Source organism: Streptomyces sp. NRRL F-5755 (assembly GCF_001279365.1).
In the GTDB taxonomy this organism is placed as follows: Bacteria; Actinomycetota; Actinomycetes; order Streptomycetales; family Streptomycetaceae; genus Streptomyces; species Streptomyces rimosus.
On sequence record NZ_LGCW01000173.1, the window covers coordinates 15677 to 39223 of the forward strand.

Annotated in this window: 21 protein-coding genes and 2 tRNA genes; 15 read left to right on the forward strand and 8 right to left on the reverse strand. The window is 70.6% G+C overall.

Features of this window, described 5'->3' with window-relative positions; translation table 11 throughout:
• Window positions 1-63: 63 nt before the first annotated feature.
• A complete protein-coding gene (locus tag ADK86_RS16460) occupies window positions 64-1206 on the forward strand; it encodes a PP2C family protein-serine/threonine phosphatase (RefSeq protein WP_053697259.1) in 1143 nt (380 codons plus the stop codon).
• Between the two features lie 139 nt (window positions 1207-1345).
• Window positions 1346-1807, forward strand: coding sequence for an SRPBCC family protein (locus ADK86_RS16465; protein WP_053697260.1), 462 nt, complete (start codon window positions 1346-1348; stop codon window positions 1805-1807).
• On the opposite strand, the gene ADK86_RS16470 is transcribed toward ADK86_RS16465, so the two are convergent.
• A complete protein-coding gene (locus tag ADK86_RS16470) occupies window positions 1749-2954 on the reverse strand; it encodes a cation:proton antiporter (RefSeq protein ID WP_053697261.1) in 1206 nt (401 codons plus the stop codon). The two genes, ADK86_RS16465 and ADK86_RS16470, sit on opposite strands and share 59 nt — an antisense overlap.
• 323 nt (window positions 2955-3277) lie before the next feature.
• Here ADK86_RS16470 and ADK86_RS16475 point away from each other — a divergent pair, with 323 nt between their 5' ends.
• The gene (locus ADK86_RS16475; RefSeq protein WP_053697262.1) at window positions 3278-4099 is read left to right on the forward strand and encodes an ABC transporter ATP-binding protein; all 822 of its coding nucleotides are present in this window, start codon (window positions 3278-3280) and stop codon (window positions 4097-4099) included.
• Between the two features lie 16 nt (window positions 4100-4115).
• Here ADK86_RS16475 and ADK86_RS16480 read toward each other — a convergent pair whose 3' ends face one another.
• Window positions 4116-5231, reverse strand: a complete 1116-nt coding sequence (locus tag ADK86_RS16480) for an acyltransferase family protein (protein WP_234345894.1) — start codon at window positions 5229-5231, stop codon at window positions 4116-4118.
• Window positions 5232-5806: 575 nt separating this feature from the next.
• Here ADK86_RS16480 and ADK86_RS16485 point away from each other — a divergent pair.
• Window positions 5807-6001, forward strand: coding sequence for a hypothetical protein (locus ADK86_RS16485; RefSeq protein WP_003983743.1), 195 nt, complete (start codon window positions 5807-5809; stop codon window positions 5999-6001).
• A gap of 44 nt (window positions 6002-6045) precedes the next feature.
• Here the strand turns inward: ADK86_RS16485 and ADK86_RS16490 are convergent, their stop codons facing one another.
• The 3 genes from ADK86_RS16490 to ADK86_RS16500 form a co-directional block, all read right to left on the reverse strand.
• Window positions 6046-6423, reverse strand: coding sequence for an arsenate reductase family protein (locus tag ADK86_RS16490; RefSeq protein WP_053697264.1), 378 nt, complete (start codon window positions 6421-6423; stop codon window positions 6046-6048).
• Between the two features lie 64 nt (window positions 6424-6487).
• On the reverse strand, window positions 6488-6676 hold the full coding sequence (locus ADK86_RS16495) for a hypothetical protein (protein ID WP_053697265.1): 189 nt from the start codon (window positions 6674-6676) through the stop codon (window positions 6488-6490).
• A 71-nt stretch (window positions 6677-6747) separates the two neighbouring features.
• Window positions 6748-6821 (reverse strand) — tRNA-Gly (locus ADK86_RS16500).
• Window positions 6822-7003: 182 nt separating this feature from the next.
• Here ADK86_RS16500 and ADK86_RS16505 point away from each other — a divergent pair.
• From ADK86_RS16505 to clpX, 5 genes are all read left to right on the forward strand, one after another.
• A tRNA-Pro gene (locus ADK86_RS16505) sits at window positions 7004-7080 on the forward strand.
• A gap of 304 nt (window positions 7081-7384) precedes the next feature.
• On the forward strand, window positions 7385-8773 hold the full coding sequence (gene tig / locus ADK86_RS16510) for a trigger factor (RefSeq protein WP_053697266.1): 1389 nt from the start codon (window positions 7385-7387) through the stop codon (window positions 8771-8773).
• Between the two features lie 337 nt (window positions 8774-9110).
• Complete coding sequence (locus ADK86_RS16515; protein WP_030020548.1) at window positions 9111-9713, forward strand: ATP-dependent Clp protease proteolytic subunit; 603 nt, start codon at window positions 9111-9113, stop codon at window positions 9711-9713.
• 70 nt (window positions 9714-9783) lie between these two features.
• Window positions 9784-10467 carry an ATP-dependent Clp protease proteolytic subunit gene (locus tag ADK86_RS16520; protein WP_053697267.1) on the forward strand — a complete coding sequence of 228 codons (684 nt, stop codon included), beginning with the start codon at window positions 9784-9786 and terminating at the stop codon, window positions 10465-10467.
• 162 nt (window positions 10468-10629) lie between these two features.
• A complete protein-coding gene (clpX, locus tag ADK86_RS16525; RefSeq protein WP_030588820.1) occupies window positions 10630-11919 on the forward strand; it encodes an ATP-dependent Clp protease ATP-binding subunit ClpX in 1290 nt (429 codons plus the stop codon).
• A 79-nt stretch (window positions 11920-11998) separates the two neighbouring features.
• Here the strand turns inward: clpX and ADK86_RS16530 are convergent, their stop codons facing one another.
• Both ADK86_RS16530 and ADK86_RS16535 read right to left on the reverse strand, forming a co-directional pair.
• The gene (locus ADK86_RS16530; RefSeq protein WP_053697268.1) at window positions 11999-12859 is read right to left on the reverse strand and encodes a hypothetical protein; all 861 of its coding nucleotides are present in this window, start codon (window positions 12857-12859) and stop codon (window positions 11999-12001) included.
• 35 nt (window positions 12860-12894) lie between these two features.
• Complete coding sequence (locus ADK86_RS16535) at window positions 12895-13803, reverse strand: hypothetical protein (RefSeq protein WP_053697269.1); 909 nt, start codon at window positions 13801-13803, stop codon at window positions 12895-12897.
• A gap of 159 nt (window positions 13804-13962) precedes the next feature.
• Here ADK86_RS16535 and ADK86_RS16540 point away from each other — a divergent pair, with 159 nt between their 5' ends.
• On the forward strand, window positions 13963-16602 hold the full coding sequence (locus ADK86_RS16540) for a valine--tRNA ligase (RefSeq protein ID WP_053697270.1): 2640 nt from the start codon (window positions 13963-13965) through the stop codon (window positions 16600-16602).
• Here ADK86_RS16540 and ADK86_RS16545 read toward each other — a convergent pair.
• Complete coding sequence (locus ADK86_RS16545) at window positions 16568-17791, reverse strand: hypothetical protein (protein ID WP_234345895.1); 1224 nt, start codon at window positions 17789-17791, stop codon at window positions 16568-16570. The two genes, ADK86_RS16540 and ADK86_RS16545, sit on opposite strands and share 35 nt — an antisense overlap.
• A gap of 317 nt (window positions 17792-18108) precedes the next feature.
• Here ADK86_RS16545 and ADK86_RS16550 point away from each other — a divergent pair, with 317 nt between their 5' ends.
• From ADK86_RS16550 to ADK86_RS16570, 5 genes are all read left to right on the forward strand, one after another.
• On the forward strand, window positions 18109-19557 hold the full coding sequence (locus ADK86_RS16550) for a peptidoglycan D,D-transpeptidase FtsI family protein (RefSeq protein WP_053697272.1): 1449 nt from the start codon (window positions 18109-18111) through the stop codon (window positions 19555-19557).
• A gap of 72 nt (window positions 19558-19629) precedes the next feature.
• The gene (folC, locus tag ADK86_RS16555; protein ID WP_053697273.1) at window positions 19630-21168 is read left to right on the forward strand and encodes a bifunctional tetrahydrofolate synthase/dihydrofolate synthase; all 1539 of its coding nucleotides are present in this window, start codon (window positions 19630-19632) and stop codon (window positions 21166-21168) included.
• 2 nt (window positions 21169-21170) lie between these two features.
• A complete protein-coding gene (locus ADK86_RS16560; protein WP_030373684.1) occupies window positions 21171-21530 on the forward strand; it encodes a DUF4233 domain-containing protein in 360 nt (119 codons plus the stop codon).
• Between the two features lie 229 nt (window positions 21531-21759).
• A complete protein-coding gene (gene ndk / locus ADK86_RS16565) occupies window positions 21760-22173 on the forward strand; it encodes a nucleoside-diphosphate kinase (RefSeq protein WP_003985181.1) in 414 nt (137 codons plus the stop codon).
• Window positions 22174-22460: 287 nt separating this feature from the next.
• Window positions 22461-23480 (forward strand): rod shape-determining protein, encoded by a 1020-nt coding sequence (locus tag ADK86_RS16570; RefSeq protein ID WP_003985182.1) that lies wholly within the window; start codon window positions 22461-22463, stop codon window positions 23478-23480.
• Window positions 23481-23547 lie beyond the last annotated feature (67 nt).

Consider the following 23547-nt stretch of genomic DNA (forward strand, 5'->3'; position numbering starts at 1 on the left):
TTGCGCCAGGCGGCGCGCCGCGAATCGACGCGCCGCCGAACGGGTGGATAAGGTCCCAGAACAATGGCGAGCAGCTCGGGAGCGGAGTCCCTGACGGCCCGGTGGCGCAAGGCGGTCCACCGGGCCCGCATCAGCGTGCGCAAGGCCGGGGTCGACTACTTCCGCGGCGACGGCTCGGACTGGATCGCCCTGGTCGCCCTTCTGATCGCCATCCCCGCCATCGCCTGCGGCACCATCTGGCGCCCCGACTGGATCGCGCCGACCGCGCTGGTCCTGCCGGTCATCGCGGGCGGACTGCTGCTGCGCCCGGCCAATCTGCTCGCCCTGTACGGCACGTCCGCCGCCGCCCTGATCGTCGAGGCGTCGCTGCTCGGCCCGTACGACCAGGGCCGCGACCGGATCACCCCGGGCACCGTCCTGGTGGTCGCCGCCGTCGGCCTGTCCGGGCTGCTGATCGCGCAGTTCCGCAGCCGGGTCGGCGTGCCGTGGCGGCGCGGCGGGACGATGCTCTTCGACCTGCGCGAACGCATCCGCGTCCAGAGCAAGCTGCCCAAGCTCCCGGCCGGCTGGCACCACGAGATGGCGCTGCGGCCGGCCGGCGGGCAGTCCTTCTCCGGCGACTTCGTCGTCGCCTCCCGCACCCACGGCGGCAACATCCTCGAAGTCGTGCTGACCGACGTGTCCGGCAAGGGCATGGACGCGGCCTCCCGCGCCCTGCTGCTGTCCGGCGCCTTCGGCGGCCTGCTCGGCTCGCTGCCGCCGCACGGCTTCCTGCCCGCCGCCAACGGCTACCTGCTGCGCCAGGACTGGGACGAGGGCTTCGCCACCTCCATCCACCTGGTGCTGGACCTGGAGTCCGGCGACTACGAGCTGCTGTCCGCCGGGCATCTGCCCGCCCTCCAGCTCAGCGCGGGCACCGGCCGCTGGGAGGAGAAGGCGGCGGAGGGGCCGCTGCTCGGGGTGTACGACGGGGCGCAGTTCGACCCCGTCAAAGGGACGCTGCGCCCCGGCGATGTGCTGATGCTCTTCACGGACGGCCTGGTCGAGGCCGCCGACCGGGACATCGCCGAGGGCATCGACCGGCTGACCGGTGAGGCCGACCGCTATGTGGCCTGCGGCTTCGCGGGCGCCGCCTGGCATCTGATCGAGGCGGTGGCCAAGGACGTGAACGACGACCGGGCGCTGCTGCTGATCTGCCGCGACTGAGCCGTACGGCGTTTTCCGGCCGTGTCCGGACGCCGCCAACCCGGTGAACACGGTGCGCCGCGGGAGGCGGAAGCCCCGCCGCCCCGGCTCCGCCGCGCTTCATGGGAGCCCGAGACTTCGCACGATCCACGGAGGACCCATGGCCGGTACGCTCACCTTCCGCTACGTCACCTACCTCGCGAGCACGCCCGAAAAGGTCTGGCACGCCCTCACCGACCCGGAGCTGAGCGGCGCGTACTGGGGGCACGGCAACGTCTCCGACTGGCGGCCCGGCTCGCGCTGGGAGCACCGGCGCACCGACGGCTCCGGCATCGCCGACGTCGAGGGGGTGGTGCTGGAGAGCGCTCCGCCCACGCGGCTGGTGACCACGTGGGCGGAGCCCGGTGCGCCGGCCGGCCGGGGCGGGCCGGGCGTCTCCACCGTGACGTTCGGCATCGAGCCGTACGAGGAGATCGTCCGGCTGACCCTGACGCACGAGGACCTGGCCGACGAGGCCGAGCGGGAGGCGGCGGCCGGGGGCTGGTTCGCGGTGCTCGCCAACCTCAAGACGCTTCTGGAGACCGGGCGCCCGCTGCCGAAGGAGCCGTGGACGATGCCGTGAGCGTACGGTCCTCGCCGCCCGGCAGGAGCCGCGCCAGCCACGCCGACCGGCCGGCCGCCAGCGGTCCCAGTACGGCCAGGATCAGCACGTACCCGGCGATGAACGGCGCCAGCCGCTCGTCCAGCCCGGCGCCCGCCGCCATCGTCGCGAGGATCAGCGCAAACTCGCCGCGGGCGAGCAGCGCGGTGGCGATGTTCGCGGCCGGGCGCGGCCCGAAGCCGTAGATCCGGGCCGCGACCAGCCCGGCGACCACGTTCATCACCAGCGTCAGCGCCACCGCGATCAGCACCGGCCACACCACCGAGGGCAGGTCGCCGGGGTCGATGGACAGGCCGAAGGCGAAGAAGAAGATCGCGCCGAAGGCGTCCCGCAGCGGGTGCACCAGCTCCATGATCCGCTTGCCGGAGCCGGTGCTGCCGAGCATCAGACCGACCATGAACGCGCCGATCGCGTCCGCGACGCCGAACCACTCCGAGACGCCCGCCACGAAGACGGCGGCCCCGAGGAAGGAGATGACCAGCAGCTCGTTGTCCTTGGTGGCGATCAGCTTGCCGATCACCGTCGTGCCCCAGCGCGCGACCACGGCCAGGAGCAGCAGGAAGCCGAACGCCTTGCCCGCGTCGGCGGCGGCCGAGGCGAGGGAGTCGGCGCCGGAGATCACCGGCTGGAGGGCGGCCAGGTACAGGGCGAGGAAGATGTCCTCGACCACGATGATGCCGAGGATCGGCTTGGTCTCGGGGTTGCCGAGACGGCCGGTGTCCATCAGGACCTTGGTGACGATCGCCGACGAGGAGATGCCGAGCACCCCGGCCAGCACCAGCGCCTCGGAGGTGCCCCAGCCGACCAGGAAGCCGAAGACGAGGCCGGCGCCGACGTTCAGCGCCAGGTAGGCGGCCCCGGCGACGGCCATCTTCCGGCCGCCTTCTTTGAGGTCGTCCAGGTGGAATTCGAGGCCGAGGTAGAAGAGCAGCAGCACCAGACCCAGCAGGGAGAGCATTTCCAGCTCGTGCGGGTCGTCGACCAGGGCGATGCCGGGGGTGTGCGGGCCGAGCAGTATCCCGGCCAGGATGAACAGGGGGATCGTGGGGAGCCCGATGCGGCTGCCCAGGCGGGCGAGGACGGCGGCGGCCAGAAAGGCCCCGCCCATCGCGAGGAGGGTGTCTGCGTGTCCGATGGCTCCTCCAGAGGTTCGGCCGGACGGTGTTCGGTCAAGGGGGAGTCAAGAAAGCGTTATTAGTTAGTTTACCAAACGACTTTTCCGGCCGGTACGTCCGCTTCCGCCGCACGCTTCGCCGGACCGCCGCCCACCGCTCCACCGACCCGCCTCCGGGACCTTCCCGGGCCTCCCGTCGAGAGCCCTGCCTGGGGTTTTCCCCACCCCGAAGCCACCGGCAGCCGTCATGGCCCAGGTTCACCCCGGCTCCGTACGGTCGAGGGGTGGAACGGACGCGGGAAACGGGGGACGACGCGATGGGCCCGAGGGGCGAGGAGCACCGGCACGGACCGGGGCGCGAGGGGCACCGGCACGGACCGGGGCGGGACGGCGGCGCCTGTGCCGTGGAGCTGCGCGGGGTCCGGCGGCAGTACGGCCGCGGCGCGGGCGCCGTGCACGCCCTGCGCGGCATCGACCTCGCCCTGCCGCACGGCACCTTCACCGCCGTGATGGGGCCCTCCGGTTCCGGCAAGTCCACGTTCCTGCAGTGCGCGGCGGGCCTGGACCGGCCGACCGGCGGCACGGTCCGCGTCGGCGGCACGGACATCACCCGCCTGCGGGAGGGCCGGCTCACCGCCCTGCGCCGCGAACGCCTCGGCTTCGTCTTCCAGGCGTTCAACCTGCTGCCGTCACTGACCGTCGAGCAGAACGTCGCCCTGCCGATGCGGCTCGCCGGACAGCGCGCCGACCGGCGGCGGACGGCCGAGGCGCTGGCCCGGGTGGGCCTGGGGGAGCACGCCGGGCGGCGCCCCGGCCAGCTCTCCGGCGGCCAGCAGCAGCGCGTGGCCATCGCCCGCGCCCTGGTCACCGGCCCCGACGTGCTCTTCGCCGACGAGCCGACCGGCGCGCTCGACGCCGCCACCGCCGCCGAGGTCCTCGCCGTACTGCGGCACGCCGTCGACGCGCTCGGCACCACCGTCGTCATGGTCACCCACGACCCGGTGGCCGCCTCCTGGGCCGACCGGGTGCTCTTCCTCGCCGACGGCGCGCTCACCGGCAGCCTGGAGCGGCCCTCGGCCGAGGAGGTCGCGGCCCGGATGGCGGCCCTCGCGGGACGCGCCCGGAGGGCGGCGGCCTGAGCCGCGCGCCCGGCGCTCAGCGCCCGGCCGGTTCCTTACGGAACGCCCACGCCATCCGGGGCTCCACCACACAGCGCAGGGCCCGGCGGACCGGCGGGGTGCACAGCGCGGTCACCGCGGCCGCCGCCGTCAGGCTGACCGCGATCTCGCCGGGCGGCGAGTGCAGCCACGGATGGTCCTCGAACCAGCCCGCGAAGCGCGTGCCCTTGGTCAGGAAGCCGTGCAGCAGATAGCCGTAGAGGGTGCCGGCGCCCAGCACCGTGAACCACGTACGGCGGGCCGGCACCCAGGCGAGGAAGCAGGCGACGAGCACCAGCGAGCAGCCGAACAGCGCGAGCGTCATCACCGCCCCCGCCCACCAGGGCGCCCCCAACTCCTGCGCGCTCTCCCGGTGGTAGAGCCACGTCGCCGTCATCCGCGGCACCGCCCAGTAGGCGAGCGCCAGGGCGCACGCGAAGACCGGCACCGCCGCGATCCGTACGCCCCGCCGCCGCAGCAGCGCGAAGTGCTCCGGCCGCAGGTTCAGGCCCAGCACGAAGAACGGCAGGAACTGGAGCAGCCGTTGCATGTCCAGGTCGTGGCCGATCTCCGGGGACACCGAGGCCAGTACGGCGACGGCCAGTGCCAGCGGAACCGGCCACCGTACGATCCGCCACAGCGGAGTGGTCAGCCGCCACACGAACAGTGCCGCCAGGAACCAGGTGAGGTACCAGGGGTCCAGGAGACTGACCGGCATACCGGGGTCGGGGACCGCCCGGCGGGCGAAGAGGGTGTAGGCCGTCTCGAAGACGACATACGGCACCACGACACCGGTGACCAGCCGCCGCAGCCGGTCCGGCCGCAGGTCGAAACCGCGCGAGAAATAGCCGGAAATGACGATGAACGCCGGCATATGGAAGGCGTACACCGTCATGTAGAGCGCGCCGGCGGTGCGGCTCTGCCCGGTCAGCGGTTCCCAGGAATGGCCCATGGCGACCAGCACGATCGCCAGGTACTTCGCATTGTCGAAGAAAGCGTCCCGGCCGCTTCCGCCGCCGGTCCCGATGGTCTCCGGCGCGGCCGCCGGGCCCCGGTCGGGAGCCCGCGCGGGCGGCGGAAGCACACGTCGTGAGGTCGGTGCGGCGGAAAGCATCTGCCGCACCCTAGTGGCGGCCGGTGAATGCGCAAAACCCTCGCCGCCGAATGCGCATTACGGGCGGTGCGGCGGGGAATTCTCTTTCGGGCGGCGCTCGGGATTGCGCCGCGATGGCGCTTCCGGGTTTTTGCGGAGGGCCGGTGAATAACTGGTTCCGTACCGCTCTTCCGGTCATGGAAGGGCATATGCACCGCGGCGGACGCGGGGGTGATGTCCGCTTCGCTGCCGGTATGTCGGTGGCGGAAGGGGGGGTGCTGGTCGTGTCCGCGTCAGGTGAATTCACGTACGCACAAAGGGGGTCAGGACGGTCTGCGGACCTTCGGCCGGGCGCCGCGAAAGGATCCGGCCGTTGGCCGGAACGCACCCGGTGGCGTCAATTCCCGTGCGGCCGACGGCGGTACGGCCGGGAGTTGCCGCCCGGCCGTACCGCCTCCTGGCAAAGCCTTGGCCGATGATTCGCCACCCGCCTCCACTGGGCAAGGACTTGGTGGCACGATGGTGCCGAGCGGGGGTGTGCGCGGCTGCATGCTTCCGGGGCCGGCCAGGCGTTCCGACCGAGGGTGTGATCAGTTGTGGCTCTTTCGCTGTCCGTCGTGCTGTTGTTGGGCATCATCATGGTCGTGTTGATACGCGGTAAATCGCTCAAGGCCGGTCCGGCGCTCGTCGCCATCCTCTTCGGCTTCTTCCTCGCCTCCACCGGCATCGCGCCGTCCATCAACCGGTTCCTGAACTCGGTGGCCGAGACCATCAACAACATCAGCTTCTAGCGCATCCGGGCCCCTACCGCGCCCGCAGGGGCCCGGCCGGCACGTCAGCGGTCGTCGCGTCCGCTCCGCGCGACCGCCTCCCGCACGGCCTCCTCGCTGCGCCCCACCAGCGCCGTGCCGTCGTCCGCCGTGATGATCGGCCGCTGGATCAGCCGGGGGTGGCCGGCCAGCGCCTCGATCCACCGCTCCCGCTCGGCGTCCGTACGCCCCCAGTCGCCGATCCCCAGCTCCTTCGCCTCGGCCTCCTGCGTACGCGTGATGTCCCACGGCTCCAGCCCCAGCCGGTCCAGGACCTCCCGCAACTCGGCGGCGGTCGGCGGCTGTTCGAGGTAGTGCCGCACCGTGTACTGCACCCCTTCCCCGTCGAGCAGGTCGACGGCGGAACGGCACTTGGAACACGCGGGATTGAGCCAGATCTCCATGGGGGCAGCCTAGCCAGGCGTACTCGCGACGGGCACCTGTTCGTTCCCGGGCCCGGTGCCGCCGCTATCGCTTCAGGGCCCGGTACCGCTTCAGCAGGGCCGTGAGCTTCGCGGGATCGGCTCCGGCGTTCAGCTCCCCGACCAGATCGTCCGGGCACAGCTCGTAGAGGTCGCCCCACCAGCGCCGCCCCCGGTTGTCCCAGATCCGGTAGCCGCCGGGCACACCTCGCGCGACGTACCGCCTCCTGGCCACGGCCCCGCCCCTCCTGGAAAACACTCAGGGCCAGGCCGAGAAAACATCCTCTGACCTGGCCCTGGACCATATGGAGCGGGCGACGGGAATCGAACCCGCGTAGCCAGTTTGGAAGACTGGGGCTCTACCATTGAGCTACGCCCGCATGCGCCGCCGGTCGGGTGACCGTGGCACGCGATGCATCGTAGCGGGTCACCCGGGTCCGCCGCACACTCCGCCCCGTTCCGCCCGGCGCGCGGCGGGACGCCGCCCCGTGTCCGCGGTGTGCGCCCGTGGATATCCGGCAGCCGTGCCGTCCGCGGCCATGTACCCTACGTGTCGCACCGACGGGGTGTGGCGCAGCTTGGTAGCGCGTCCGCTTTGGGAGCGGAAGGTCGTCGGTTCGAATCCGGCCACCCCGACCAGCAGGTTCTCCTCGTTCAGCCGTACGGCGTCCCGGCCCGGTCTCCCGGCCGGCCGCGCGGCGTGGCGGCGCCGCGCGCGCCCCGTTCGCCCGGCCGTCACGGCCACCGGCCACCCGGCCGCGGACCGGCGGGCCCATAAGCGGCCCGTCAAGATCACATTGCGGCTGCCAACCCGCTTGCGGTTACTATGCAAGCTGCGTGCCCGTGTGTCTTTCTCCCGGGCGCGATCCGCAGGGCGCCTGGACCCCGGGCGCCGGCAGATCTCAAGCAGAACCCCAGAAGTCAGCCCCAAGGAGACCGAACCGTGAAGAGCGCCGTGGAGACCCTGAACCCGACCCGGGTTCGGCTCACTGTCGAGGTGCCCTTCGAGGAGCTCAAGCCCAGCCTCGACGCGGCGTACAAGAAGATCAACCAGCAGGTCACGGTGAAGGGCTTCCGCCAGGGCAAGGTCCCGGCCCGCGTCATCGACCAGCGGTTCGGTCGCGGCGCCGTGCTGGAGGAGGCCGTCAACGACGCGCTCCCGAAGTTCTACACCGAAGCGGTCAACGAGGGTGAGCTGAACGTCCTCGGCCAGCCCGAGGTCGACATCACCGAGCTGAAGGACGGCGAGCTGCTGGCCTTCACCGCCGAGGTCGACATCCGCCCGGCCCTGGAGATCCCGGACTACTCCGGCATCGAGGTCGAGGTCGACGCCGTCGACGTGTCGGACGAGGACATCGACAAGTCCGTCGAGCAGCTGCGCGAGCGCTTCGCCTCCACCACCCCGGTCGAGCGCGCCGCCGAGGACGGCGACGTGCTCACCGTCGACCTGGAGGCCAAGGTCGACGGCGAGGTCCTGGAGGACGGCGTCGCCCAGGGCGTCAGCTACACCATCGGCTCCGGCGAGCTGCTCGACGGCATCGACGACGCCGTCAAGGGTCTGAAGGCCGGCGAGTCCGGCACCTTCACCTCCGAGCTGAAGGGCGGCTCCGCCGCCGGCAAGGAGGCCGAGGTCAAGGTCGACGTCACCGCCGTGGCCGCCCGTGAGCTTCCCGCGCTGGACGACGACTTCGCCCAGCTGGCGAGCGAGTTCGACACGCTGGAGGAGCTGCGCGCCGACAGCGCCAAGCGCCTCGCCCAGATGAAGAAGTACGACCAGGCCACCCAGGCGCAGGAGAAGGTCCTCGACGAGCTGCTGAAGCTGGTCGAGGTCCCGATGCCGGAGAAGCTGCTCGCGGACGAGATCGAGACCCGCAAGCACAACCTGGTCAACCACCAGCTCGCCCAGATGGGCCTCGACCTCGCGAAGTACCTGGAGATCCAGGGCAAGACCGAGGAGGAGTTCGACGCCGAGACCAAGGAGCAGGCGGAGAAGGGCATCAAGACCCAGTTCATCCTCGACGAGCTGGTCAACAAGGAGAAGCTGAACGTCAGCCAGGAGGAGCTCACCGAGCACCTCATGCGCCGCGCGCAGTCCTCCGGCATGTCCCCCGACCAGTTCGCCCAGGCCGTCGTCGAGGGCGGCCAGGTGCCGATGCTCGTCGGCGAGGTCGCCCGCGGCAAGGCCCTCGCGGTCGTCGTCGAGGCCGCCACCGTCAAGGACACCAACGGTGAGATCGTCGACCTGGACGACGAGGACGAGACGGCCGAGACCGTCGAGGCTTCCGAGGCCGAGGGCACCGACGCCGAGAAGGCCGAGAAGACCGAGGGCTGAGCCCCGGCCTCCCCGGTGGCACGGGCGGCCCCGGCCGCCCGGTGGCGCCAGTCGTATGTACGGGCCCGAACACGCCACGCCCGCGTGTTCGGGCCCGTACGTCATCAGGCCCCCGGAAGGGCCCCGGGACGCCGGTGAGCCTGCGCTCACAGCGAACAGTTGACAATGCGGGATGGCGCCCGCCGACCAGCGCGTTAGGGTCCGTAGATACGAGGGCAGGGGAGTACCCGAAACCGCGCCGGCGGACCACGCCGCGCCCTCCCCACGCCCCCAGAAGACGACGCTGAGACGGCCCCGGGCCGTCCGACAACGAGCAGGTGGACACGTGACGATCCCGATGCCTTCCGCCGCCGCTGAGCCGACCTTCGGTGGCCTCGGCGACCAGGTCTACAACCGGCTGCTCGGCGAGCGGATCATCTTCCTCGGCCAGCCGGTCGACGACGACATCGCCAACAAGATCACCGCGCAGCTGCTGCTCCTCGCCGCTGACCCGGACAAGGACATCTTCCTTTACATCAACAGCCCGGGCGGCTCGATCTCGGCCGGCATGGCGATCTACGACACCATGCAGTACATCAAGAACGACGTGGTCACCATCGCCATGGGCCTCGCCGCCTCGATGGGCCAGTTCCTGCTGAGCGCCGGCACCCCCGGCAAGCGCTTCGCGCTGCCCAACGCCGAGATCCTCATCCACCAGCCCTCCGCGGGCCTGGCGGGCTCCGCGTCGGACATCAAGATCCACGCCGAGCGGCTGCTGCACACCAAGAAGCGCATGGCCGAGCTCACCGCCCAGCACACGGGCCAGACCGTCGAGCAGATCACCCGCGACTCCGACCGGGACCGCTGGTTCGACCCGCAGGAGGCCAAGGAGTACGGCCTCATCGACGACGTCATGACCACCGCGGCGGGCGTTCCGGGCGGGGGCGGCACCGGGGCCTGAGCGCCCCGCACGACGCACCCAGCAGCCGACCCAGCCTCTTCTGACCGCCACCAGGACGGTGAACCTCCAGATGAACAACTTCCCCGGCCGTAGCCTCTACGAGCGCCACGACGCCCCGCAGGCCGAGTTCCAGGGCCAGCCCGCCGAGTCCCGCTACATCGTCCCGCGCTTCGTCGAGCGCACCTCGCAGGGCGTGCGCGAGTACGACCCGTACGCGAAGCTCTTCGAGGAGCGCGTGATCTTCCTCGGCGTGCAGATCGACGACGCGTCGGCGAACGACGTCATGGCGCAGCTGCTGTGCCTGGAGTCGATGGACCCGGACCGGGACATCTCGATCTACATCAACTCGCCCGGCGGCTCCTTCACGGCGCTGACCGCGATCTACGACACGATGCAGTTCGTCAAGCCGGACATCCAGACCGTCTGCATGGGCCAGGCGGCGTCCGCCGCGGCCGTGCTGCTCGCCGCCGGCACCCCCGGCAAGCGGATGGCGCTGCCCAACGCCCGCGTGCTGATCCACCAGCCGTACAGCGAGACCGGCCGCGGCCAGGTCTCCGACCTGGAGATCGCCGCCAACGAGATTCTGCGGATGCGTACGCAGCTGGAGGAGATGCTCGCCAAGCACTCCACCACGCCGATCGAGAAGATCCGCGACGACATCGAGCGCGACAAGATCCTGACCGCCGAGGAGTCCCTGGCGTACGGTCTGGTCGACCAGATCGTCTCGACCCGTAAGACGGCCGCTTCTGTCTGATCGCGACTCGTCGCGAAGTGAGCCGGAGACACGCCCCCTTGGACCGGGTTGACCGAGTCGGTCCAAGGGGGGCCCGTACGGGGGGCCCGGCAAGGTACCGTCGATAGGCAAGCACCCGGGTCCGCGGAGCAATGCGGATCCCAGGCGAAGGGGAAGCACCTCGTGGCACGCATCGGTGACGGCGGCGACCTGCTCAAGTGCTCGTTCTGCGGGAAGAGTCAGAAGCAGGTGAAGAAGCTCATCGCGGGTCCTGGTGTGTACATCTGCGACGAGTGCATCGACCTCTGCAACGAGATCATCGAGGAGGAGCTCGCCGAGACCTCCGAGGTCCGCTGGGAGGAACTGCCCAAGCCCCGGGAGATCTACGAGTTCCTGGAGAGCTATGTCGTAGGCCAGGAGCCCGCCAAGAAGGCGCTCTCGGTCGCCGTCTACAACCACTACAAGCGGGTCCAGGCGGGCGAGAACGGTGGCGCGCGCGGCGGCGACGACGGCATCGAGCTCGGCAAGTCCAACATCCTGCTGCTCGGCCCCACCGGCTCCGGCAAGACGCTGCTCGCGCAGACGCTCGCCCGGATGCTCAACGTCCCGTTCGCCTTCGCCGACGCGACGGCGCTGACGGAGGCCGGCTATGTCGGCGAGGACGTCGAGAACATCCTCCTGAAGCTGATCCAGGCCGCGGACTTCGACATCAAGAAGGCCGAGACCGGCATCATCTACATCGACGAGATCGACAAGGTCGCCCGCAAGAGCGAAAACCCGTCGATCACCCGTGACGTCTCGGGCGAGGGCGTCCAGCAGGCCCTGCTGAAGATCCTGGAGGGCACCACCGCCTCGGTGCCGCCGCAGGGCGGCCGCAAGCACCCCCACCAGGAATTCATCCAGATCGACACGACGAACGTGCTGTTCATCGTGGGCGGCGCGTTCGCCGGCCTGGAGAAGATCATCGAGGCCCGGTCCGGCGCCAAGGGCATCGGCTTCGGCGCCAACATCCGCTCCAAGCGCGAGGTCGAGGCCAAGGACCAGCTCCAGGACGTGATGCCGGAGGACCTGGTGAAGTTCGGGATGATCCCGGAGTTCATCGGCCGGCTGCCGGTGCTGACCTCGGTGCACAACCTCGACCGCGAGGCGCTGCTGCAGATCCTCCTGGAGCCGCGCAACGCGCTCGTCAAGCAGTACCAGCGCCTGTTCGAACTGGACGGCGTGGAGTTGGACTTCGACCGCCCGGCCCTGGAGGCCATCGCCGACCAGGCGATCCTGCGCGGCACCGGCGCACGCGGCCTGCGCGCCATCATGGAGGAGGTCCTCCAGTCGGTGATGTACGAAGTCCCGTCCCGCAAGGACGTGGCCCGCGTCGTCATCACCGAAGAGGTCGTCCACTCGAACGTGAACCCGACGCTGGTGCCGCGCAACCGCGGCGGCGAGTCGGGCGAGCACCACGAGAAGAGCGCGTAGCCGCCGTCCGTTCCCCCCGCACGGACGGCGAGGGCCGCCCCGCGACCACCGGTCGCGGGGCGGCCCTTCCGTTTGCCGCCTACTCCGGCTTACGGGTCTCGCCGCGCACCACGGCGGTGGTGTCCGCGTACTGCGACAGGTTGATGTCCGAGGACGAGCGCAGCTCGCCGTTCATGTAGAGCAGCACCGCGGCGGTCGAGCCGTCGGCCCAGCCGCACACCGGCGCGTAGCCGAACGACGCGTTCCGTACGACCTCACAGTCGATCTTGACGTTGCCGCCGGCCGCGTCGGGCCGGAACGTCTCGCGCTGCTTGACGACCGTGGTGCCCGCGCCGGACACGCCGCTGAACATGCCGTCCACCACGCTGTCCGGGTGGGAGATGGTGCCGTAGCCGCCGGAGATCATCAGACCGGTGGTGCTGCTGTCGCGGGTGCCGCGGTAGCGGGCGATCTCCTGCGTCATACCGGGCGGCGGCGACCCCAGCTTCAGGCCGTCGCGCTGGAGGGCCGCCTTGTCCTTCTCCAGGGTGTACGCGCCGCCGTCGACCGTACGGGGCGTCGTCAGCCGCATCCGCCGGCCGGTGTCCTCCGCTGCGGAGTTGCTGCCGTCGGCCCGGGTGCGGCCGCCCTTGTCCTCGCCCGCGGTGAGCATGACGGCCCCGCCGATGATCGCACCGATGAGCACGACGCCCGCGGCCACCCCGGCGATGATCTTTCCGGTGTTGTTGCCGGAGCCCGGGGGCGGGCCGGGCGGTCCCGGCGGCGGGAACTGCGGGGGCTGCATCGGCTGCGGGGCCGGCCCGTAGGCGTACGGGCCGGGCGGCTGCGGAGGCGGTCCCGGCGGCGGGCCCTGGGGCGGGCCTTGGGGCGGCCCGAAGCCCCCGCCCTGCGGCTGCCCGCTGCTGCCGTACGGGCCCGGCGGCGGTTGGTTGAAGCTCATGGCGTGTCCTCCCCTGGGGGGTGCGGGCGCGGTGGTTACTTCTCGCGGCGGACGGCGTCGCGGATTTCGCGGGTCTTCTCCGAGAATTCCTGTGCGGAGAAGGCGTCGCCGGTGGAACGGGTGGGTGTGTTCAGGCCCTGGTTCATGACCACGGCGACCGCGCTGGAGTCGCCCCAGATGCAGTACGTCGTCGTGGACGACGCGCTGATGCTGCCCACCGACTTGGAGGACTTGATCGCCTTGCACTTCATGACGGAGCCGTCGAAGCCGTCGGGGGAGTACTCCGTCACCGGCGTGACGGTCTCCGTCTTCACGCCCTTGTCGTCGGTCCCGTTGACCGCCTTCTTGTCGATCTCGGCCGTCATCTTGTTCACCGCGCTCTTGGGATCGGCCACCTTGCCGTAAACGCCGATGATCATGAGCTGCCGGCCCTTGGCGTCGCTGTAGGCACTCTCCACGCTGGTGGCCCCGGTGATGCCCATGGCTTTGGTCTCGGCGTCGTTGGACTCGTCCTTCGTCTTGTCCTTGCCCTCCGCCTTCTTGTACGTCCCGCCGAGCAGGTCGGCCGGGAAGGCGATCGTGTACGGCTTCACATCCCCGCCCGGCCCGAACGCGTAATACGCCCCCACGCCGATGCCCGCCACGGCCGCCACCGCCAGGACGCTCAGGCCGATCTTCAGCCCCTTGCCCTTGCCGCCGCTCTGGGGCGGCTGCTGGCCGTAGGGTGCCTGCTGGCCGTACGGGGGCTGCTGCGGCGGCTGGCCGTACGGCGGCTGGGGTGCCTGCTGCGGGTAGCCGTAAGGCTGCTGCGGGGGAACCTGGCCGCCCTGCTGCGGAAAGCCGTAACCGGGCTGCCCGACCGGCTGCGGGACGGGCTGGCCGTACGGGCCGGGCTGCTGGGGCGGCTGGCCGTACGGGCCGGGAGGCGGCTGGTTGAAGCTCATGGAGCGGGTTCCCCTCGTGGCAACTGATGGCGTCCGATGACGCCCGTCACAGTTGATGTCTCTGCGTTTCCCACATCCTGTACGACGCCACTGTCAGCCGGTGCTCCGGGGGCCAAACCGATTCGAGACCGGGACATCCACGCCCGTACACTGAGCGTCGTGACCGAGAACACTCAGCAGAGCCCCCAGGACGGCGGGCCGAACAGCATCCCCGCACAACTGCCGACCCAGTACGCGCCGGCCGAGGTAGAGGGGCCGCTGTACGAGCGCTGGGTAGAGCGGGGTTACTTCGAGGCGGACGAGAAGAGCGAGAAGCCGCCGTACACGATCGTCATCCCGCCGCCGAACGTCACGGGCAGCCTGCACCTCGGGCACGCCTTCGAGCACACCCTGATCGACGCCCTCACCCGCCGTAAGCGCATGCAGGGTTACGAGACGTTGTGGCAGCCCGGCATGGACCACGCCGGCATCGCCACCCAGAACGTCGTCGAGCGCGAGCTGGCCAAGGAGGGCGTCTCGCGCCACGACCTGGGCCGGGAGGCGTTCGTCGAGCGGGTGTGGCGCTGGAAGAGCGAGTCCGGCGGGCAGATCTCCGGGCAGATGAAGCGCCTGGGTGACGGCGTCGCCTGGTCGCGCGAGCGGTTCACGATGGACGAGGGCCTGTCCAAGGCCGTCCAGACGATCTTCAAGCGGCTCTACGACGACGAGCTGATCTACCGCGCCGAGCGCATCATCAACTGGTGCCCGCGCTGCCTGACCGCCATCTCGGACATCGAGGTGGAGTACCAGGACGACGAGGGCGAGCTGGTCTCGATCCGCTACGGGGAGGGTGACGCGTCGATCGTCGTGGCCACCACCCGCGCCGAGACGATGCTCGGTGACACCGCCGTCGCGGTCCACCCGGACGACGAGCGCTACCGGCACCTGGTCGGCACGGAGATCGAGCTGCCGCTGACCGGCCGCCGTATCCCGGTCGTCGCGGACGAGCACGTCGATCCCGAGTTCGGCACCGGCGCGGTCAAGGTCACCCCGGCCCACGACCCGAACGACTTCGAGATCGGCCGCCGGCACGACCTGCCCAACCTCGCGGTGCTGGACGAGCGCGGCGTGATCACCGCGCACGGCCCGTTCGAGGGTCTGGACCGCTTCGAGGCCCGCTCCGCGATCGTCGCCGCGCTGCGCGCCGAGGGCCGCATCGTGGCCGAGAAGCGCCCGTACACCCACTCGGTCGGCCACTGCTCGCGCTGCAAGACGACCATCGAGCCCCGGCTGTCCATGCAGTGGTGGGTCAAGGTCGGCCCGCTGGCCAAGGCCGCCGGTGACGCGGTCCGCGAGGGCAAGGTGGACATCCACCCCAAGGAGATGGAGTCCCGCTACTTCGGCTGGGTCGACAACCTCCATGACTGGTGCATCTCGCGTCAGCTGTGGTGGGGCCACCGCATCCCGGTCTGGTACGGCCCGAACGGCGAGGTCGTCTGCGTCGGACCGGACGACGAGGCCCCGACGGGCGAGGGCTGGACGCAGGACACGGACGTCCTGGACACCTGGTTCTCGTCCGGCCTGTGGCCGTTCTCCACGCTCGGCTGGCCCGAGAAGACCCCGAGCGTCGAAAAGTTCTACCCGAACTCGGTCCTGGTCACCGGCTACGACATCCTCTTCTTCTGGGTCGCCCGGATGATGATGTTCGGCCTGTACGCGATGGACGGCACCCCGCCGTTCAAGACCATCGCCCTGCACGGCATGGTCCGCGACGAGCGCGGCAAGAAGATGTCGAAGTCCTTCGGCAACGCGGTCAACCCGCTGGACTGGATGGACAAGTACGGCTCGGACGCCGTCCGCTTCACCCTCGCCCGCGGCGCCAACCCCGGTACCGACGTGCCGATCGGCGAGGACTGGGTCCAGGGTTCGCGCAACTTCGCCAACAAGATCTGGAACGCCACCCGCTTCGCGCTGATGAACGGCGCGACCGCCGAGGGCGAGCTGCCGCCGGCCGAACAGCTGTCGGCGACCGACCGGTGGATCCTCTCCCGCCTCAACACGGTCGTCGCCGAGGTGGACGCGTACTACGACGACTACCAGTTCGCCAAGCTGTCGGACACCCTCTTCCACTTCGCGTGGGACGAGGTCTTCGACTGGTACGTGGAGCTGTCCAAGACCACGTTCATGGCGGGCGGCCCGGCCGCGGACGCCTCGCGCCGCGTCCTCGGCGAGGTGCTGGACGTCACGCTGCGCCTGCTGCACCCGATCGTGCCGTTCGTCACGGAAACCCTCTGGACGGCGCTGACCGGCGGCGAGTCCCTCGTCATCGCCCCCTGGCCCACCGACTCCGGCTTCCGCGACCCCGCCGCCGAGCGGGAGATCGAGACGGTCCAGCAGGTCGTCACCGAGGTCCGCCGCTTCCGGTCCGACCAGGGCCTGCAGCCCGGCCAGAAGGTCCCGGCCCGGCTGGACCTGGCCGGTACGCAGCTCGCCGCGCACGAGGCCGCGATGCGGTCGCTGCTGCGGCTCCAGCCGGCGGGGGAGGAGTTCACCGCCACCGCGTCGCTGCCGGTCGCGGGCGCGACCGTGGCGCTGGACCTGTCGGGCGCCATCGACGTCGAGGCCGAGCGCAAGCGGCTGTCGAAGGACCTGGCCGCCGCCGAGAAGGAGAAGGCGCAGGCCAACGCGAAGCTGGGCAACGAGGCGTTCCTGGGCAAGGCCCCGGAGCACGTCGTCGCCAAGATCCGTACGCGGCTGGAGACGGCCGAGGCCGACATCGTGCGCATCAGTGCGCAGCTGGAGGCCCTGCCCAAGGCGTAGTGCCCGGCGCCGGGAACGGCCCCGGCGTGTGCGTTTCCGCAGGCCCCTCGTCCGTACGGGCGGGGGGCCTGCGCCGTCCCTTGCCGCGCCGGTCGCCGCGTTCGCGTACCGGCCAGAGCAGGACGTACGCCGTCGACACGGCCACGAACGCCAGCCGGATGAAGCCGCGGGCCGAGTCGTCCGGCACCGCGAAGACACTGCCGTACAGGATCAGCAGCGCCAGCCAGCTCCACCAGGGCACCAGCCTCCGCTGCCCGATGACGTCCCACAGCAGCGTGCCGAGCAGGACGGACGCGGTGTAGTACGTGTAGACGCTGGGGTCCAGGACGATCCGGGCGTTGGCGCCCAGCAGGACGACCGCCGCCCAGCGTCCCCGCCACACCGCCAGGCAGCCCAGCAGCAGGCCCAGCGCGAACTGCGCGGGCCGGTCCCAGCCCGGCGTCTCGGGATCGGCGACGCCCAGCCAGCGCAGCGCGGACGCCGGGTGGTTGGGGATGGCGAACTTGGCCGCCGAGAACGAATTCATGTCGCCGATGAAGAACGGCAGCCAGGCGACCGCGACCAGCCCCGCCATCCACACGCCCGCGCGCAGCCACTTCTCCTTCGGCAGGGCGAGCAGCAGCGGTACGAAGGCCAGCGCCGTCGGTTTGGAGTCCATCGCCAGGGCCAGGAAGACGCCGGTCAGGGCGGCGTTGCCGCGGGTCACCGACCGTACGGCCAGGGCGGTGAAGAACAGCGCGAGCACGTCGTCCAGGTGTCCGAAGCGGACCGAGACCTCGATCCACATCGGGATGAACGCGAGGCCCGCTATCAGGACGCGCTGCCGCAGCCGCTGGTGGTTGGTGCCCGTGCCCAGGAAGTGCCAGGCGGCGCTGCGCCCGGCCAGCACCACGATCACCAGGCCGAGCAGCGACATCAGGGCCGCCGCCAGGAACTGGCCGGTGTGTTCGGGGAACGGGTTGAACAGGCCCGCCACCAGGAAGCTGATGGGGCCCATCTGGAGTTCGGGGTGGTGGGCGTAGAGGTTGAGGCCGCCGGTGCCGTCGCCGGAGGAGCCCTGGTAGATCAGCTCACCGCCGGTGCGCAGGTAGTGCCAGGAGAAACCCCCGTTCGGCTCGACCACGACGAACCACAGCACGGTCCACGCGGTGAGCAGCACCAGGTGCATCCGCTGACTGATTGCCGGCATGCGCACGCTTTTTCAGCTCCCACCCTGCCCGGTGGAACCCTGCGGCCGACCGCCGCCGTCCCCCGGAACCTCTGATCTTCTTGTCGTAAAGGCTCACAGAGCCCGCCGGTGAAGATGACGGCAGGGGGGTGGTGCGTTGCCCGGGACGGGCGATCAGAGGTGTGTGTCACGGTGGGGCGGCGGGCGTCCGCGTTCTCATCCGCGTTCTCATAGGTCTCTCATGGAGACGGTGGAGCATGGCCCGCGAACGGGAGTTTCCGGCAAAAACGCACGATCCGGCCGCACCCGCCGGCCAGCGACGAGGAGCCGCGCCACCCATGAACAAGCCCCTGCGCCGCGTCTCGGTCTTCTGCATCCTGCTGATACTCGCGCTGCTGGCGTGGGTCACCTGGCTGCAAGGGGCCAAGGCGGCCACGTTCTCGGACGATCCGCACAATCCGCGCGTATCCATAGCGAAGTACGCGAACCCGCTGGGCAACATCCTCGTCGACGGACAGCCGGTGACCGGTTCCACCGCCACCGACGGCACCCTGAAGTACCAGCGCACGTACAAGAACGGCCCGCTCTACGCGCCCGTGACCGGCTTCAGCTCGCAGATCTTCGGCAGCAACCAGCTGGAGAGCCTGTACGGGGACCTCCTCGACGGCTCGGACAGCCGCCTGCAGACCCCGGGCGACGCGCTGACCCGCCAGCGCCCCAAGGGCGGTGACGTGGCCACCACCATCGACGCCAAGGTGCAGCAGGCCGGGTACCAGGCGCTCGGCGGCAAGACCGGCGCCGCGGTCGCCCTCGACCCGGCCACCGGCAAGATCCTCGGCATGGTCAGCACCCCGTCGTACGACCCGGGCAAGTTCGCCGGGTCCGGCAGCGGCGACCAGAAGGCGTGGAAGGACCTCTCCGGCAACAAGGACCACCCCGAGATCAACCGCGCGCTGCGCCAGCCGCTGCCGCCCGGCTCCACGTTCAAGCTGGTCGTCGCGGCGGCCGCGCTGGAGAACGGCCTCTACTCCTCCGTGGACCAGCCCACCGACAGCCCCGACCCGTACACGCTGCCCAACACCCGTACGGTGCTGAAGAACGAGAGCGCCTCCGCCCCCTGCAAGAACGCCACCATCCGCACCGCGCTCCAGTACTCCTGCAACACCGTCTTCGCGAAGATTGCCGCCGACCTCGGCCAGGACAAGGTCCGCGCGCAGGCGGAGAAGTTCGGCTTCAACGACGGCAAGCTGGACACCCCCGTACGGGCGGGCAAGAGCCTCTACCCGAAGGGCATGGACAAGGCGCAGACCGCGCAGTCCGGCATCGGCCAGTTCGACGACACCGCGACGCCGCTCCAGATGGCCATGGTCTCCTCGGCCATCGCCAACGGCGGCGACCTCCAGACGCCGCGGATGGTGGACAAGCTCACCGACGGCGGCGGCAACACGCTCCAGGAGTACGAGTCGAAGAAGTACGGCAAGGCGATCTCGCAGCGCACCGCCGAGCAGCTCCAGTCGTCGATGGAGACCGTCGTCAACGAGGGCACCGGCTCCAACGCCAAGATCGACGGCCTGACGGTCGGCGGCAAGACGGGCACCGCCCAGCACGGCGTGAACAACGAGGGCACCCCGTACGCCTGGTTCGTCTCCTACGCCAAGGACGGCAAGGGCCACCAGGTCGCCGTCGCGGTCATGGTCGAGGACAGCGACGCGGCCCGCAGTGACGTCTCCGGTGGCGGGCTGGCGGCTCCGGTGGCGAAGGCGATGATGAAGGCGGCGTTGTCGTAGCGGCTCGGGCCGCGGGCGGTCGCCGTCCGCCCGCACCCGCCCGTGTCGGTGGTGGCTCGTAGACTGGAGGGTGTGAGCGACGACCGCCCCCAGAACGACGACCCCGACCCGATTCCCGGCCCGGACGGCCCGGCCGACCCCTTCGAGGAGATGGTGGAGGCCGAGACCGACAGGGACCCCGACCTCGCGGTGATCGAGGCCGGCAGCCGGACCTTGCGCGCGCAGGCCGGACCGCCCCAGGGGGACGGCATTCCCGCACGTCCCGAAGACCCTGAGGTGGACCGCGCGCTGCGTGAGGTGGAGGCCGAGCTGGCCGGCCGCTGGGGCGAGACCAAGCTCGATCCCTCGGTGCGGCGCATCGAGGCGCTGATGGACGTCCTGGGCTCGCCGCAGCGCGCGTACCCCTCCATCCACATCACCGGCACCAACGGCAAGACCAGCACCGCCCGCATGATCGAGGCCCTGCTGACCGCCTTCGACCTGCGCACCGGCCGGTACACCAGCCCGCATGTGCAGTCCGTGACCGAGCGGATCAGCCTGGACGGCGCCCCGATCTCCGCCGAGCGCTTCATCGAGACATACCGGGACATCGCGCCGTACGTGCAGATGGTCGACGAGCGCGAGCAGTACCGCCTGTCCTTCTTCGAGGTGCTCACCGCCATGGCGTACGCGGCCTTCGCGGACGCCCCGGTGGACGTCGCGGTCGTCGAGGTCGGCATGGGCGGCACCTGGGACGCGACCAATGTGATCGACGGTGACGTCGCCGTCGTCACGCCCATCTCGCTGGACCACACCGACCGCCTCGGCGATACGCCCGAGCAGATCGCCGGCGAGAAGTCCGGGATCATCAAGAAGGACGCGACGGTCGTGCTGGCGCAGCAGCCGGTGGACGCGGCGTCTGTGATGCTCAAGCGCGCGGTCGAGGTGGACGCCACGGTCGCCCGCGAGGGCATGGAGTTCGGCGTGCTCGCCCGGGAGGTGGCGGTCGGCGGCCAGCTGCTGACGCTGCGCGGCCTCGGCGGCGAGTACCCGGAGATCTTCCTGCCGCTGCACGGCGCCCACCAGGCGCACAACGCCGCGGTGGCGCTCGCCGCCGTGGAGGCGTTCTTCGGCATCGGCTCCGAGCACGCCCGCACCCTGGACATCGACACCATCCGCTCCGCGTTCGCCGCGGTGGCCTCGCCGGGCCGCCTGGAGGTCGTGCGCAGCAGCCCGACCGTCATCCTGGACGCGGCGCACAACCCGGCGGGCGCGCGGGCCGCGGCCGAGGCGGTCAGCGAGGCGTTCGGATTCAGCCGACTCGTCGGGGTGGTCGCCCCCAGCGCCGACAAGGACGTACGCGGTGTCCTGGAGGCCTTCGAGCCGATCTTCGCCGAGGTCGTGGTGACCCGTAACTCCAGCCACCGCGCCATGGACCCGGACGAGCTGGCCGCCGCCGCGGTGGAGATCTTCGGCTCCGAGCGGGTGCAGGTCGAGCCGCGGCTCGACGACGCGCTGGAGGCGGCGATCACCCTCGCGGAGGAGGAGGGCGAGTACGCCGGCGCCGGCGTGCTGGTCACCGGCTCCGTGATCACGGTCGGCGAGGCCCGGCTGCTCCTGGGGAGGAACTGACCATGCGCACGCTGTGTGCGAGCACGCTGATCGGCGAGTTCTTCGTGATCGGCTTCGCCGGTCTGGTCGCGATGCAGACCTCCGGCCATTCCACGGCCACGGTCTGGACGGTCAGCGGCGTCGCCATGCTGCTGTGTGTCCTGCTGTGCGGTGTGCTCACCCGCCCCGGCGGCGTGCAGCTGGGCTGGGTGCTCCAGGCCGCGCTGATCGCCAGCGGTTTCGTGGTCGGCACGATGTTCTTCCTCGGGGCGGTCTTCGCCGCGCTGTGGTGGGCGTCGGTGCACTTCGGCCGCAAGATCGACGAGGCGAAGGCCCGCTGGGCGGCGCAGGCCGAGGAGGGTCCGCAGCCGGGCGCGGCGTGAGGACGGCCGCGTACGACCGTGTGCGCAAGCGGGTCCAGTGGTCCGGGCAAGCGGGACGTACGCGCCCGGACCGGACATCTGTCCGCGCCCGCTCCGGACGTCTGTGCGAAACCCGGCCCGCGTCACCCGTACGGCCCCGTAGCGGTCCCGGTACCGCGTACGGACCAGCGCCGTCACCCATGTAGCCTCAGGTCACCTGCCGACTTCCGTCACCCAAGGAGTCCTTCCCGTGAGCCAGCGCACGCTCGTCCTCCTCAAGCCCGACGCGGTCCGCCGCGGCCTGGTCGGTGAGATTCTCGGCCGTATCGAGCGCAAGGCGGGCTGGACGATCAGCGCGCTGGAACTGCGCACGCTCGACCGCGCGATCCTGGAGCAGCACTACGCCGAGCACGTCGGCCGCGACTTCTACGAGCCATTGGTGCAGTTCATGTCCTCGGGCCCGGTGGTCAGCCTGGTCGTCGAGGGCGAGCGGGTGATCGAGGGCGTGCGGACGCTGGCCGGCCCCACCGACCCGATCAAGGCGCCGGGCGGTTCCATCCGCGGCGACTTCGGGACCATCACCCGGGAGAACCTGATCCACGCCTCGGACTCCGAGGAGTCCGCCGAGCGCGAGATCAAGATTTTCTTCCCCGGTCTTTCCTGACCTTCCGTCCGTTCGCACCCCGGTGACCTGGGGCGACCGCGCCGCCGCGGCCGCCCCACGGCAAGCCGGCGGCGAACGGGGGAACGCTTCGGTGCGACACGGCGTCCCATTGAAGGGGGCGGGTCCGTGTTCCGCCGACAATGGCGAAGGAACCCCGCACTGCGTTCGAGCGGTGGGGACTTCGTGACTACGATGGAGTTTCCGCGCCCCGGCGCACCACACCTGCCGACCTCAAGTAAGCATTCGCTCCAGTTGGGAAGGCCAGACGTATCCTCATGGGGAACAACATGTCGTTCATCGGCCGTGACATGGCTGTCGACCTCGGGACCGCCAACACGCTGGTGTACGTCAGGGGTCGCGGGATCGTCCTCAACGAGCCGTCGGTCGTGGCCATCAACACCAACACCGGCGGCATCCTGGCCGTCGGGGCCGAGGCGAAGAAGATGATCGGCCGCACCCCCGGCAACATCGTCGCGGTGCGCCCGCTGAAGGACGGCGTGATCGCCGACTTCGAGATCACCGAGCGGATGCTCCGCTACTTCATCCTCAAGATCCACAAGCGCCGCTACCTGGCCCGCCCGCGCGTGGTCGTCTGTGTCCCCTCCGGCATCACCGGAGTCGAGCGCCGCGCGGTCATCGAGGCGTCCACCCAGGCCGGCGCCCGCCAGGTGCACATCATCGAGGAGCCGATGGCCGCCGCGATCGGCTCCGGCCTCCCGGTCCACGAGGCCACCGGCAACATGGTCGTGGACATCGGCGGCGGCACCACCGAGGTCGCGGTGATCTCGCTCGGCGGCATCGTCACGGCGCAGTCGATCCGGGTGGCCGGCGACGAGCTGGACAACGCGATCATCCAGCACATCAAGAAGGAGTACAGCCTCCTGCTGGGCGAGCGCACCGCCGAGAGCATCAAGATCACCATCGGCTCGGCGTACGACCTGGAGCAGGACGAGCACACCGAGATCCGGGGCCGCGATCTGGTCTCCGGACTTCCCAAGACCGTCGTGATCTCCGCGGCCGAGGTGCGCAAGGCCATCGAGGAACCGGTCAACTCCATCGTCGACGCGGTCAAGACGACGCTCGACAAGTGCCCGCCGGAGCTCTCCGGCGACGTGATGGACCGCGGCATCGTGCTCACCGGCGGCGGCGCCCTGCTGCGCGGCCTCGACGAGCGCCTGCGCCGCGAGACCGGCATGCCGATCCACATCGCCGAGGACCCGCTCGACTCCGTCGCGCTCGGCAGCGGCAAGTGCGTCGAGGAGTTCGAGGCGCTCCAGCAGGTCCTGGACTCCCAGCCGCGCCGCTGAGGAACCCGACATTCCGCCGTACGGGCGGCTGATCGTCCGTACGGCGGATCGTTGATATACAGGCACC